At 54.6% G+C, this 13457-nt stretch carries 11 protein-coding genes; 9 read left to right on the top strand and 2 right to left on the bottom strand.

The window, feature by feature from the left end; all coding sequences use genetic code 11:
• Positions 1-84 precede the first annotated feature (84 nt).
• Positions 85-687, top strand: coding sequence for a dihydrofolate reductase family protein (locus FHW17_RS01850; protein WP_182509094.1), 603 nt, complete (start codon positions 85-87; stop codon positions 685-687).
• A 133-nt stretch (positions 688-820) separates the two neighbouring features.
• Positions 821-2812 carry a PhoX family phosphatase gene (locus tag FHW17_RS01845; protein WP_182509093.1) on the top strand — a complete coding sequence of 664 codons (1992 nt, stop codon included), beginning with the start codon at positions 821-823 and terminating at the stop codon, positions 2810-2812.
• Positions 2813-2846: 34 nt separating this feature from the next.
• Here FHW17_RS01845 and FHW17_RS01840 read toward each other — a convergent pair whose 3' ends face one another.
• Positions 2847-3620, bottom strand: a complete 774-nt coding sequence (locus tag FHW17_RS01840) for a helix-turn-helix transcriptional regulator (protein ID WP_112523063.1) — start codon at positions 3618-3620, stop codon at positions 2847-2849.
• A 116-nt stretch (positions 3621-3736) separates the two neighbouring features.
• Between FHW17_RS01840 and FHW17_RS01835 the strand changes: the two genes are divergently transcribed.
• The 3 genes from FHW17_RS01835 (at position 3737) to FHW17_RS01825 (ending at position 7343) form a co-directional block, all read left to right on the top strand.
• Positions 3737-4615, top strand: coding sequence for an ATP/GTP-binding protein (locus FHW17_RS01835; protein WP_182509092.1), 879 nt, complete (start codon positions 3737-3739; stop codon positions 4613-4615).
• 141 nt (positions 4616-4756) lie between these two features.
• On the top strand, positions 4757-6118 hold the full coding sequence (locus FHW17_RS01830; RefSeq protein WP_182509091.1) for a cytochrome ubiquinol oxidase subunit I: 1362 nt from the start codon (positions 4757-4759) through the stop codon (positions 6116-6118).
• A gap of 220 nt (positions 6119-6338) precedes the next feature.
• Complete coding sequence (locus tag FHW17_RS01825; protein ID WP_182509090.1) at positions 6339-7343, top strand: cytochrome d ubiquinol oxidase subunit II; 1005 nt, start codon at positions 6339-6341, stop codon at positions 7341-7343.
• On the opposite strand, the gene FHW17_RS01820 is transcribed toward FHW17_RS01825, so the two are convergent.
• Positions 7334-9100 (bottom strand): phospholipase D-like domain-containing protein, encoded by a 1767-nt coding sequence (locus tag FHW17_RS01820; RefSeq protein ID WP_210275778.1) that lies wholly within the window; start codon positions 9098-9100, stop codon positions 7334-7336. The two genes, FHW17_RS01825 and FHW17_RS01820, sit on opposite strands and share 10 nt — an antisense overlap.
• 114 nt (positions 9101-9214) lie before the next feature.
• On the opposite strand from FHW17_RS01820, the gene lepA reads away from it, so the two are divergent.
• From lepA to FHW17_RS01800, 4 genes are all read left to right on the top strand, one after another.
• A complete protein-coding gene (lepA, locus tag FHW17_RS01815; RefSeq protein ID WP_113095169.1) occupies positions 9215-11023 on the top strand; it encodes a translation elongation factor 4 in 1809 nt (602 codons plus the stop codon).
• 35 nt (positions 11024-11058) lie between these two features.
• Positions 11059-11268 carry a hypothetical protein gene (locus FHW17_RS01810; protein ID WP_182509089.1) on the top strand — a complete coding sequence of 70 codons (210 nt, stop codon included), beginning with the start codon at positions 11059-11061 and terminating at the stop codon, positions 11266-11268.
• 206 nt (positions 11269-11474) lie between these two features.
• Entirely contained in the window at positions 11475-13067 is a 1593-nt protein-coding gene (locus FHW17_RS01805; protein WP_182509088.1) for a hypothetical protein, read from the top strand.
• A gap of 100 nt (positions 13068-13167) precedes the next feature.
• A complete protein-coding gene (locus FHW17_RS01800) occupies positions 13168-13332 on the top strand; it encodes a hypothetical protein (protein WP_182509087.1) in 165 nt (54 codons plus the stop codon).
• The last annotated feature ends 125 nt before the right edge of the window (positions 13333-13457 follow it).

The raw sequence follows: 13457 nt of genomic DNA, 5'->3' as shown, positions 1-13457 counted from the left end.
GGTATTTTCGGTTTTTCAAATGCGCCTTGTCGGAATCGGTCGATCTGGCGCGTCCTTGGGCAGTAGCGCCATAAGGAGGAAACCATGAGAGACCTGATCTTGAAGATGGCTATATCGATCGACGGCTTTGTGAGTGATTCCGATGGCCGTAACAGTTGGATGTTCGGCGCTGATCAGGAGGCGAAGGCCTGGGGCGTTGACTATATATCGAATGCCAGCCTGCATATTATGGGCAGCCACAGCTTTCAGGCCATGGCCAATTACTGGCAGACCTCCACCGACCAGTTCGCGCCGCCGATGAACCAGATTCCCAAAGTCGTCTTCTCACGGCAAGGGCAGGCGATCCTTGGGAATGTGAATATCGCGGCGGCGGGACAGTCTGCCGAGCTGCAGCCCGGCGCAGCAAGTTGGGCCAAGGCCTATGTGGCGACCGGTAATCTCGCGGAAGAAATCGCGAAGTTGAAAGCTGGCGAGGGCAAGCCGATCATCGCGCATGGCGGGGTGAGTTTCGCCCGCAGTCTTGTCGCGCAAGGGCTGGTCGATCAGTTCGCTCTCATCGTGGCGCCCGTGGTGCTGGGCAACGGCCTACCACTCTTCTGCGAACTCGCCGCGCCAATGCCTCTCAAGCTGATCAGCTCAAGAGCGTTCCCCGGTGGAGCGGTGGCGCAGATTTATCGACCGGTGTGACAGCGCTTCTTATACCTTGGTCGGGTACTTGCGAATATTCATCGCTTTGTCATGAAGTTGTTACGCTGACCTTCTAGCGGTCGGGGACGGTTCGAAGCCGCTCCCCCCAGCCAGATAGCCAGAGGTCAGCATCATGAACGAACTTCCCTCCCAGCAGCCATTCCGTACCAGCCAGCTTGAAGAGAATGACGGCCCCGGCCACAACCTCTCCGACAATGCCACCATGGGTGAGATCATTGCCGCGCGCTTTTCGCGCCGTGGTTTCCTCAAGGGTTCGCTCGCCGTTTCCGCCATTGCCGCAACCGTCAGCCCGATGGCGCTGATGCTGGCTGATGACGCCCGCGCTGCCGACGCCAAATCAGTCTTCTCTTTCGAAGAAGTCGAAGTCGGTATTGATGAAAAGCATCATGTTGCCGCGGGTTATGATGCCGATGTGCTGCTGCGCTGGGGCGATGCCCTGTTCCCGGACTCACCTGAGTTCGATCCGAAGAACCAGACCCCGGAATCGCAGGCAAAGCAGTTCGGCTACAACAATGATTATGTTGGCTTCATTCCGATTGACGGCTCATCCGAACACGGAATTCTCGTGGTCAATCATGAATACACCAATGAACATCTGATGTTCCCCGGCATCGTCAAGGTCGTTGAGGGCAAGATCAGCGTCGCGCCCGCCGACAAGAAGCGGGTCGATATTGAAATGGCAGCCCATGGCGGCACAGTTGTCGAGATCAGGAAGGTCGAGGGCAAGTGGCAGGTGGTGAAGGACGGCAAGCTCAATCGCCGCATCACAGCGAACACGCAAATGCAGCTGTCAGGCCCGGTTGCCGGTCATGACCGCGTCAAGACCAATGCTGATTCCACCGGAACCAAAGTTTTCGGCACGATCAACAATTGCTCCGGTGGCGTGACCCCGTGGGGCACCTATGTATCAGGCGAAGAAAATGTTCACGGCTATTTCCTCGGGAAACTGCCTGAGAACAGCAAGGAAGCCGCCAATTACAAGCGTATGGGTATCCCGGAAGGTGTTTACGACTGGGGCAAGTTCCATGACCGTTTCGATCTGTCGAAAGACCCGAATGAAGCCAATCGCTTTGGCTGGGTTGTTGAGATCGATGTGAATGATCCCAATTCCATTCCCAAGAAGCGCACAGCAATGGGCCGTTTCAAACATGAAGGCGCTGATTCCATCGTCGCCAAGGATGGCCGTGTCGTGTTCTATCTCGGCGATGACGAGCGTTTTGATTATGTCTATAAGTTCGTGACAGCGGGAAAATTCAATCCCGATAATCGCGCCGCCAATCTCGATCTGCTTGATGACGGAACACTTTACGTTGCCAAGTTCGATGTCGATGGTTCGCTTAACTGGCTGCCTGTTGTCTTTGGTCAAGGCCCGCTCACCGAAGCCAATGGCTTCCATTCGCAGGCCGATGTTCTCATCGAAACCCGCCGCGCCGGTGATTTGCTTGGGGCGACGAAGATGGACCGTCCTGAAGACATCGGCCCGAATGGCGTCAATGGCAAAGTCTATGTCATGCTGACCAACAATACCAAGCGTAAGGATGATCAGGTTGACGCCGTCAATCCGCGGGCCAAGAACGCATTCGGCCATATCGTCGAAATCGCCGAGGAAGACGGCAATTTTGCCGCGACCAAGGGCAAGTGGGAAATCCTGCTGAAGTGCGGCGATCCGGCTGTGGCCGATGTCGGCGCGTCGTTCTCCACCGAGACGACTAAGAACGGCTGGTTCGGTATGCCCGACAATTGTGCGGTTGATGCCGCCGGTCGCCTTTGGGTCGCCACCGATGGCAATTCGCCGAAGGATACAGGCCGCACCGATGGCATCTGGGCTATCGATACGGAAGGCGGCGCGCGTGCCACATCAAAACTGTTCTTCCGCGTGCCTGTGGGTGCAGAAATGTGCGGCCCGCTCATGCTGCCTGATATGCAGACCATGATGGTTGCCGTCCAGCATCCGGGTGATGGCGGTGAGGACTGGAAGGGGTTTGGCCGTCCATCCTATTACGAAGACTTGTCCACCCGCTGGCCCGATTTCAAGGATGATATGCCGGTGCGCCCCGCCGTTGTTGCCATCACCAAAAAGGGTGGCGGCAAGATCGCCGTATAATGTGAACAGGCAGGCGGCGGATCGAACGTCTGGTTCAGTCCGCCGTTGCCAGTTTCGATGCTATCCGTTCGCGTGGATGCGGGTCCACATGCATCATCTCGCCAAAGGGCGAGCCGCCGAAACCCCAGGCCCATTTATAGCCGACGAGATCCGCTTCCGCTGTGGTCTGCTGATCGTAGTGGGAGAGCAGCTTGGCGCGTTCGGCCAGTTCTTCCGCTTCCTGCCGCAGCAAATCCGCCGTCTGGCGGCGCATGGGGCGGGAAAAGCTGAGGAAGTGGCCATCATTGCCACGATGGGCAATGCACCAGCTGATGAAATTGCGGTTCATCATGATGAATGTCTGATGCAGCGGCCCATCAAAGTCCCATTGCACCGGCTGCTCCACCAGCAGGCGAAAGTTCAGGCCGCGCCCGATCTGCAAAAGGCCAAGCTTTTCCAGATCACGTAGATAGAGAAACATGCTGGCTTCACTCAGGCCATGAATGCGCATGATGCTCTCAGGCGTGAACTTTTCCAGAATGAGGATGAACACAAAGAACAGCGACTGATTTTGCGCCAGCCGCCGCTGTACATCGAGCGTCACCTTGGTGCCCTGATCCGGTGCGCGGTTCATTGATCCGATCAGATGTTCGATCTCGATTCCCGCCGCCTCGCAAATCTCTATAAGACGGCCAAACTTGCAATCCTTCTCCTGAAAGATGCGTTTGATGGTTGGTTCCGACAGTTTCATCCGCCGGGCCAGATCGCCATAGGTGATGTTCTTGGCTTTCAGGCCGCGCTTCAAGGCTTCAAACAGCATCTTGTTCATTAGAATGTATCCCGGATCGAGCATAGAAGTATCGGATTATGATGCCTCAATGAAGGCATCTTTCGCATAAAGTACAATGATCTAATGCTTCCCTTGATTATGCAAGGAGAAACATCATGCACGCAGGTTTCAGGATTTTATCGGCTGTCGCGGTTGCCGCGAGTGTTTTCATTGGTCAGGCCTATGCTGGCCCTGCCAGGGAAGTCTGGAAGGTCTCCGGCTTTAAAACGCCGGAATCCGCTCTCTATGACAAGGCGCACCAGCGTCTGATCGTCAGCAACATCAATGGTGCGCCGGATGCCGTGGATGGCAATGGCTATCTGTCACTCATCTCGCTGGATGGCCAGATTATCAAGATGGATTGGGCCAGCGGCTTTGACGGGCCAAAGGGGATGGCTATCGTCGGCAACAAACTTTTTGTCTCGGATATTACCAAATTGCGGATTGTCGACCTTGATACGGGCAAAATCGTTGAAAGCCTAGCCGCTGACAAGGCGGTGTTCCTCAATGATGTGGCGGCTTCCGGGAATGGCGATGTCTTTGTCACGGATATGCTGGCCAACCGGATCTATCGCTATTCCGGCGGCAAGATTGAACTGTGGCTGGAAAGCGCTGACCTGAAGTCACCCAATGGGATTATCGTTGACGGCAACCGACTGGTCGTCGGCTCATGGGGCGCAGGAATACATGCGGATTTCAGCACGGACGAGCAGGGCGGGCTCGTTTCTGTTGATCTGGCAAGCAAGGCCGTCACGCCTTTCCTGAAGGCCACTCGCTTTGCCAATGTCGACGGGATTATTGCCCTACGCGGACGCCTTTATCTGAGCGATCCTGTGAAGGGCGCGCTTTATGAAATTGTGGAAGGACAGTCGCCCCGGCTGGCCGCCCAGTTCAAACCTGGAGATGTCGATATCGGATCAAATGACGATACGATTTTCGTCCCGATGATGTATGAGGGCGAATTGCTGGCGGTGAAGGTCAATTCGCTCAACTAGCGCTCACCCGATCCCGCTTCTACCCAATGGCTGCGAATTCTCCGCGGCCATTATTATCGAGAGGTGATGCCGCGCGACAGCATGTCTACTTCTCATTGAACGCATTCCGGTGACATATGTCCGCAGCGAAAGGACGCCGTCATGGAACCGTTCATTCTGTCGAGAATACAATTCGCTGCAAATATCTCGTTCCACATCCTGTTCCCGACGATCACGATCGCGCTCGGCTGGGTACTTTTGTATTTCAAGCTCCGCTATATTCGCTCCAGCGACGATGCCTGGATGAAGGCCTATCATTTCTGGGTCAAGGTGTTCGCCCTGTCCTTCGCGTTCGGCGTCGTCTCAGGTGTCACCATGAGTTTCCAGTTCGGCACGAACTGGCCGGGCTATATGGAGACTGTCGGCAATATTGCCGGTCCGCTGCTGGCCTATGAAATCCTCACCGCCTTTTTTCTGGAGGCTGCCTTTCTTGGCATCATGCTTTTCGGCTTTCGCCGTGTGTCCAACCGCGTCCATACGCTGGCAACTTTCCTTGTTGCCTTCGGCACCACCATATCGGCATTCTGGATCATCGCGCTGAATTCGTGGATGCAGACACCAGCCGGTTTCGAAATGCGCGGCGGCAAAGCCTATGCCACTGATTGGGTTGCCATCATCTTCAACCCGTCCATGCCCTACCGCCTCGTGCATATGCTGCTGGCATCGGGCCTGACCGCATCGTTTCTGATCGCCGGTATTTCTGCGCTGCGCTGGCTTTTGGGCGACCGCACGGATGCCATGTGGAAGACCCTGCGCACCGGGGTTTATCTCGCGGCTGTGCTTATCCCGATTCAGATTTTTGCTGGTGATCAGCATGGGCTCAACACGCTCGAGCATCAGCCCCAGAAGATCGCCGCTATGGAAGCCAATTGGGAAACCCGAAGCAATGTGCCGCTCGTACTCTTCGCCTTGCCCGACGAGGCAACGAGGGAAAACCGTTTCGAGATTGCGGTGCCCGATGGAGCCAGCCTGATCCTGCGGCACAGTGCCGATGGCGTGGTGCCGGGTCTCAACCAGTTCGAGGGAAACCATCCACCTGTTTTGCCGCTGTTCTTCGCTTTCCGGATCATGGTTGGAACCGGTGTGCTGATGCTGCTCGTATCATGGACAGCCGCATGGATGCTGTGGCGGCGCGGAACCATCGCACGTCCGCTCGCCATGCTGATGGTGCCGATGGCGCTTTCCGGCTGGGTGGCAACACTCGCGGGCTGGTACACCACTGAAATTGGCCGCCAGCCTTGGCTGGTCAGCGGTGTGCTCAGAACAGTCGATGCGCTTGGGCCAGTGCCCGCAGGAGTGATTGCTTCCTCGCTTGTGGCTTATCTCATTGTCTATGCGGTGCTTCTTTTGGCTTACATCGGGGTGATCATCCGCCTCGCGGTCAAGGCCGCCAAAGAGGGTGACAAACAACCGGAACCGGGTGTTGAGGATCAGCCATTGGGCCAACCGGTGAGGGAGAGTTGATTATGTGGCCATTTGATTATGCGTGGTTTGTGGTCCGGCATGTTCACTTGCATGAAGATCGTGCGTGGTTCGACAAGCTCACCATGAGGGAGATGGGTGGATTGCAGGGAGCTATATTCTGCAAAGTTTCCGATTGGCTTTGCAGCCCATTCATCTCCCTCATGGTGAGCTTGTCGAACCACCGACAATCCCCATGCAATCCCAGCGAAAGAGTGCGGGCATGACCCACAGCGCAGCCACCATTCTTCCCCTTATTTTTGCCGGGCTGATGGGCTTCTCGATCCTTGTTTACGTGATCCTTGACGGTTTCGACCTCGGTGTCGGCATTCTCTTTGCCGGGACTGATGATGCCGAACGGGATATCATGGTTGCCGCTATCGGTCCGTTCTGGGATGCCAATGAAACCTGGCTGGTGCTGGCCATCGGTCTGCTGCTGGTGGCGTTTCCCGCCGCGCATGGCGTTGTCCTCTCGACCCTTTATATCCCCGTTGTCATCATGCTGATCAGCCTGATCCTGCGCGGTGTCGCCTTTGATTTTCGCGCCAAGGTCGATCTGCATGTGAAACCGCGCTGGAATTTCGCCTTTTATGCCGGTTCGATCACCGCTTCCATGGCGCAGGGCTATATGCTCGGCGTCTATATTCTGGGGCTTGATCAATCATGGACCGGCGTTCTCTTTGGTCTGCTTGTCGGGCTCTGCCTCACCGCCTCCTATGCGGCGATTGGCGCTGCGTGGATCATCCACAAAACCGAAGGCGCGCTGCAACATAAAGCGGTGCTGCTCATGCGCCGCTCGCTGGTTTTCGTCGCGCTCGGCATGATCGCGATCTCGCTGGCAACGCCTCTCGCCAGCCCGCGCATTTTCGCCAAATGGTTTTCACTGCCGGAGATCATTCTGCTTGCACCGCTGCCGCTCGTTACGGCATCGCTATTCGGTGCGCTCTGGTATGTGCTTGATCATCTGCCCGCCGCCAATGACCGGCATTCCGCCTTGCCATTCGTCATGATGGCGGGCATTTTTGCCCTCGGCTTTACCGGGCTTGCCTATTCCTTCTATCCCTATGTGGTGCCTGACAGGCTGACGATTTTCGAAGCTGCCAGCGCGCCCGAGAGCCTTGGCATCATCCTTGTCGGCGTCATCGTCGTGCTGCCCGTCATCATCGGTTATTCGATCTTTGCCTACCGGGTATTTGGCGGCAAGGCGAGCGAGCTGCGTTACGACTGACGCGAAAAGGTCAGCCTGTCCCGCTCACGCTGGCTGCCCGCCACATAGAATTTGTCAAACCACGCATTGGCCTCTCCAGAAATCGCCTTGGGCTTTTTCAGCGTTATCTTCTTGGGCTGTGTTGCAATTTCCACCTGCATGCGGTTGCGAAAGTTCAGATGATCGAACATGCGCAGCGCCTCGATGGCGAAGGCTGTCGCCACCCGCTGATCCTCGATGATAACGAGATGATCGCCATTGCCGATTTCGCCCGATGGCGAAAAATTGCTCGACCCGGTAAACACCTTTGCCGTTGGTTTGTCGAAATCCACCACCGCGAATTTGTGGTGAATATTGATGCCGCTACCACCTGACCATTCGCTCTTGAACGGCTCCGGCGCATTCTTGGCGAGATAGGCAAAATCAACCAGCCCGTTTTCGCCGCTCGGCTTCTGGATTTCCATGCCGCCCTTCTTGTCGACCACGCCATAGCTGAACAGCGGCTTCTTGATCAGCCGGTCCAGTGCCTCACGCACCGGGCCGGATTTCGTCTGGTTCATGAAAGCGAAGGAATAGAACACCGAGGATGTGGCCTGATCGATGGCTCCGCCCACTGGCTGTAGCGACAGCTCCGATGATTTGTGCGGCGAAAAACAGATATGCACCGCCGGACGGCCCTCGCGCTTGACCGAATGCCAGACCTTGGAAAAGGGGTCTTTATGGAAATTCGCCATGTCGGTGAAGGCCAGCATGAACATCTGTTCGAACAGCCCTGCTACCGTTTCATCATCGAAGATGAACAGATTGTTGGCCTGAATGTAAAACCCGCGAAACGAAAAATTCATCGACCCGCCCAGCACGCGCACCGGCACGCCATTGCGCTTGGCAATCAGCACCTTGTTGTGCTGCAGCCCGCGAAAATGTCCGCGCTTTACATGGTCAGCCCCGGCGCTGATAGCAAGCCGCGCCGCCGCTGCCGTCTCGCCGCTGTTTGGCGCTCCGTGCCCGCTTTTCATCTTGCCGGTTTTCTTGTCGACCTCGCCAGAGTCATCAATGATAACACGCAGGCGGCTGCCGAGCTTTTCCAGCTGCGCCAGAAAATCCGGTTCGTTCAGATCATAGGCCAGCGCATCGACCTCGATGGTCGGGTCTTTCACCGCCCAGTCGAGAAAGCCGAACAGCAGCCGGTGCGCCTCAAAACCCAGCCAGTCATAAATGCCTGTCTTGGCGATTTCGGCTTTCCTGGACGCAAAGGCAAGACCATCATCCGCATTGGCGGGGATGATGTCATTGGTCAGGTGCAGCCGCTTTTTCTTGTCCTCGAAAGCCTGCGACGAGGCAAAGTTGCGGGTAAAGCCAATATCGAGAAACCCGTCATAGGTGACGGCATCATAGCGGATCGGCAGCTCGATCACCGTGCCGCGCACCAGCTTGCCATCTTCGGGCATATGCATCTTGGTGATGCGATAGGTGTAGATACCGTCCTGCGGCTCATAGGGAAAATGCACCCAGCGGAACATCTGCAGCGGCGCTTCCGTCGTGGGAAACTTGCCGCCGCCCGTCACCGCCTTCTTGGCGGGTTCGCCATAATCAAAGGCGATGCGGTTGCGCAGATTGAGGAATTTCGTGCCCTTCGGCTCCTTATATTCCACCGCGAAGCCGACAAAATCATCCTCCGGCGCATCCACATCAAAGCCCAGCAGACACATATATTCGCCGCGCCATAGCTTGACGCGGAACCCGTCCGTCTCTTTGAAATTGAAGAATTCGTCCATCATCACATCCCCCGTGTGTGGCACAGGGGCAAAATATAGCACGTTCGATGCAGACATGTGACGGTGTACCTGCATTTCCCGCTTTGCGTTTTGCCGGTTCACTGCTAAATCGCGCGCATGAGCACTCCACTTGACCATATTCGTAATTTTTCCATCGTCGCCCATATCGACCATGGCAAATCCACCCTTGCCGACCGCCTGATCCAGCAGACAGGCGGGCTTGAGCTGCGCGACATGAAGGAACAGGTCCTCGACTCGATGGATATCGAGCGCGAGCGCGGCATCACCATCAAGGCGCAGACTGTCCGGCTGAAATACAAGGCGAACAATGGCGAGGATTATATCCTCAACCTGATCGATACGCCCGGCCACGTCGACTTTGCCTATGAGGTGTCGCGGTCCCTGTCCGCCTGCGAAGGCTCGCTGCTTGTCGTTGACGCCTCGCAGGGCGTTGAGGCGCAGACCCTTGCCAATGTCTATCAGGCCATCGACAACAACCACGAGATTGTCGTGGTGCTGAACAAGGTCGATCTTCCCGCCGCCGAGCCGGAGCGTATCCGCGAGCAGGTGGAAGAGGTCATCGGCATTGATGCCAGCCAGGCCGTGCTGATTTCGGCCAAAACGGGCCTTGGCATTCCCGATGTGCTTGAGGCCATCGTCAACCAATTGCCGCCGCCGCGCGAAGGCGACCGCACCAAGCCGCTGAAAGCCATGCTTGTTGATAGCTGGTACGATGCTTATCTCGGCGTTATCGTTCTCGTGCGCATCATTGATGGCGTCCTGAAAAAGGGCCAGACCATCCGCATGATGGGCACCGGCGCGAAATATCCGGTTGAGCGTACAGGCGTGTTCACGCCAAAAATGCTTGCTGTGGATGAGCTTGGACCCGGCGAATTCGGCTTCATCACCGCCTCGATCAAAGAAGTGGCCGACACCCGCGTCGGCGATACCATCACCGAGGATAAGCGCCCGACCGATAGTATCCTGCCCGGTTTCAAGCCGGCGCAACCCGTGGTGTTCTGCGGCCTCTTCCCGGTTGATGCGGCTGACTTTGAGGATTTGCGCGCCGCCATGGGCCGCCTGCGCCTCAACGATGCCTCGTTCTCCTTCGAAATGGAAAGCTCTGCGGCGCTCGGCTTCGGTTTCCGCTGCGGCTTCCTTGGGCTTTTGCATCTTGAAATCATTCAGGAACGGCTGGAGCGTGAGTTCAACCTTGATCTCATCGCCACCGCGCCAAGCGTGGTCTACAAGCTCAACATGACCGATGGCACGCAGAAGGAGTTGCACAACCCCGCTGACATGCCCGAGGTGATGAAGATCGCCTCCATTGAGGAGCCGTGGATTCGCGCAACGATCCTCACCCCCGATGATTATCTCGGTTCGATCCTGAAACTGTGTCAGGACCGGCGCGGCATCCAGATCGATCTCAACTATGTCGGCAAGCGCGCCATGGTCACTTACGACCTGCCGCTCAACGAAGTGGTGTTCGATTTCTACGACCGCCTGAAATCCATCAGTCAGGGCTATGCCTCGTTCGACTATCACCTGTCCGATTACCGCGAGGGCAACCTCGTCAAAATGTCGGTGCTGGTCAATGGCGAGCCTGTCGATGCGCTGTCGATGATGGTGCATCGCGCCGCCGCCGAAAAGCGCGGGCGTGATCTGTGCGAAAAGCTGAAAGACCTCATCCCCAAGCACATGTTCAAGATCCCGATTCAGGCGGCCATTGGCGGCACGGTGATCGCGCGCGAAACCATCTCGGCCCTGCGCAAGGACGTGACGGCAAAGTGCTATGGCGGCGACGTCTCGCGCAAGCGCAAGCTTCTGGAAAAGCAGAAGGAAGGCAAAAAGCGTATGCGCCAGTTCGGCAAGGTCGAAATCCCGCAGGAAGCCTTTATTCAGGCCCTGAAGATGAGCGATAACTGATCCTACTGGAAAACGTGAAAACCGGCTTTTCAGACATGGCAGATGTTTTCAGGCTCACCCGCGCTTTGGCGCGGGTGTTTGCCTTTGGCACGCTTCTTATCTGCACTCTTGCCTGCGTTGCCGCCTGCACCACGGCCCGGCAACCCACCCCGGCAACCCCTGTCCTTCAGGATGAAAAACCCGAGCCATTAGCACCGGGTATCAAACCGCTGACGGTCGACGAGGCCGAACAGGTGGGGTGGTAACCAGCTGAATCTTCAAGTAAAAACTACCCAAAGGATCAATTTCCTCAAACATTATCAATATAAGTGTGTTATTTTTTAACATTGTAGTTTCTTCTCTATATTCCGGAAGTTGCAATGGTTGTGAATTAAATTATGGCGAATATTATATATGTCCATAATGTCTGCTATTATTCCGAAATAAAAAATAGAATAATTCGGGGTAATTCATGCTGTCGACCGTTCAGAGCCCAAGAACTAGGCTGATTCTGGCAACAAGCGGGGTAGTTCCGTCGGATCATGGCATAGAAGAAAGAGTGTATGAACTAAAAGGCTCAATTATTTCTTATGTTTCAGGAAAGCTTGGAAGCCTTCCGCAGAATATATTGAGTATCGAACAGTATGAAAATACTGATGGTTCAATTTCAATAGAGACCTTAAATATTCCCGGTGGAAATATTTGGGCGATACGATTCTCCGAACCAGATGACGAGACCGTCGGAAGATCATGGAGCGTCGAGTTAACGCTAGGCCGAATTGGAGATGAGATACTAATGGGTAGCAGGCTAAACTGCTATTCGAAGAATTATGATTTTGGCTTTGATCATTCAGTGCCGAGGGTTTTGCGGTCGATCACGGATCATTATGGATACAAAGATTATGGGATTAGATTAACTTCATCTGTGATAGAAATAAAAAATGAAGATGATGCTCTATTTCTATTTGATCTCATAAAGAATAAGAAAAGATGGAGAAATGTTGTCGTTGTTGCCGCGGATGATAGCTTTAATACAATAGCAAATGTTGAGAATATGGCCCACAAACTTAGTGGTGTCGCGCATGTTGCGAGGATAATACCTGACGCTTCTTATCATCTTTCGAGTATTATTGGAAAGGAATATTCGGTTTTCGATAAGGGAATAAGAATATACAGGCCAAAATTTTCTGAAGAAGACGAAGTAACCCGGCATCCTCTTATAATCAAACGAATACTCGAAAAAGCACCGCAAGGATTTATACGCTCTTATGAGGGAGACATTCGCAGGGATTGTTTCCGAGCGACTATTGATCGCGAAAATCTTGCCACTTCTGTTCCAAGTTTTGCCGATATCAGGGCAGCGGCTTCAAAGTCACGTTTGGTCAATCTGAATGTTACGGATGCAACTGACGCGGATATACTTCAAGCCGAAATTAATGCACGAGTTGCAGCGGAATCTCAAGCCGACGCTTCATTATCTCTGGCGATGCAAGAAGAAGAGCTGCGCATCAAAATGGAGGCTGAGCGAGACAGTTATCGCGCCCAACTATATTCGATGAGGGCTCGCTCCGAAGCGTTGGAAATCAAAATTGCTCAACTTGGCGGAGCATTAGAGGTTGGAAGCCGACCCACGAATTATATTGAGATTTCCGAATGGGTCGAGAGCAATTTCCCAGGTAAATTAGTACTACATGCGCGGGCTCGAAAAGCTCTTAAGAGCGCTGTGTACGAAAATATTGATGTTGTTTGTGATACTCTTAAACTGTTGGCTGAAGACTATCGAGAGGTTTGCTTAGGTAGAATGCGAAGAGAGGAGTTCGATGCGATTTTAAATAGCAATCATTTGGTTATGACCGGCTCCATATCTGAGGAGCGGGCGAGTGAGTATGGGCACGAGTATTTTGTTACTAGAAATGGACGTCGAAGCTTTCTCCATGGGCATATAGAGAAGGGGAATTCCAGAGACGAACGATATTGTTTGAGAATATATTTTCTATGGGACTCACTGGAGGAAATAATAGTTATTGGTTGGTTGCCTTCCCATCTAAAGAACAGACTTACTTGATAAGGTTATATTGGTATACCTGCCATTCCAATATTGCACTGCACAATCTGAGCCTGTGGAACTATCCTGTGTCCAGAAAACAGAGACACGGATACCACCAATGAGCTTCATATTTGATTTCACCCCGCGCGGGCGTCGGCGTAAGGATCAGGATTTCCGCAATGCCATGGCTTTGCTGAATGCCATGAGCCCGGCAGACCGCGCCGATATCGGCATCAAGCAGGCCGATTTTACCCGCATTGCCCGCGAGATGACCCGCCGCTGATCTGGGTTGACGACGGGGTTGTGGGCGTGGTTCGCCCTCCGGCAGGCTCAGGAAGCTCACCATGAGGGAGAGTGGTGCAGTAACGCTAATCACGGCGTTGCAGACCTTGGCTCCCTGCAACGCAC

The organism is Phyllobacterium sp. P30BS-XVII (genome assembly GCF_014138335.1).
Classification (GTDB): Bacteria; Pseudomonadota; Alphaproteobacteria; order Rhizobiales; family Rhizobiaceae; genus Phyllobacterium; species Phyllobacterium meliloti.
Note: the sequence above shows the minus strand (reverse complement) of the source record. Positions and strands in the feature narration are given on the sequence as shown.

Coding starts and splice junctions, on each gene's coding strand:
- FHW17_RS01850 (WP_182509094.1), top strand. CDS start 85: ATGAGAGACCTGATCTTGAAGATGGCTATATCGATCGACGGCTTTGTG.
- FHW17_RS01840 (WP_112523063.1), bottom strand. CDS start 3,620: ATGAACAAGATGCTGTTTGAAGCCTTGAAGCGCGGCCTGAAAGCCAAG.
- lepA (WP_113095169.1), top strand. CDS start 9,215: ATGAGCACTCCACTTGACCATATTCGTAATTTTTCCATCGTCGCCCAT.
- FHW17_RS01825 (WP_182509090.1), top strand. CDS start 6,339: ATGACCCACAGCGCAGCCACCATTCTTCCCCTTATTTTTGCCGGGCTG.
- FHW17_RS01800 (WP_182509087.1), top strand. CDS start 13,168: ATGAGCTTCATATTTGATTTCACCCCGCGCGGGCGTCGGCGTAAGGAT.
- FHW17_RS01805 (WP_182509088.1), top strand. CDS start 11,475: ATGCTGTCGACCGTTCAGAGCCCAAGAACTAGGCTGATTCTGGCAACA.
- FHW17_RS01820 (WP_210275778.1), bottom strand. CDS start 9,100: ATGATGGACGAATTCTTCAATTTCAAAGAGACGGACGGGTTCCGCGTC.
- FHW17_RS01810 (WP_182509089.1), top strand. CDS start 11,059: ATGGCAGATGTTTTCAGGCTCACCCGCGCTTTGGCGCGGGTGTTTGCC.
- FHW17_RS01845 (WP_182509093.1), top strand. CDS start 821: ATGAACGAACTTCCCTCCCAGCAGCCATTCCGTACCAGCCAGCTTGAA.
- FHW17_RS01835 (WP_182509092.1), top strand. CDS start 3,737: ATGCACGCAGGTTTCAGGATTTTATCGGCTGTCGCGGTTGCCGCGAGT.
- FHW17_RS01830 (WP_182509091.1), top strand. CDS start 4,757: ATGGAACCGTTCATTCTGTCGAGAATACAATTCGCTGCAAATATCTCG.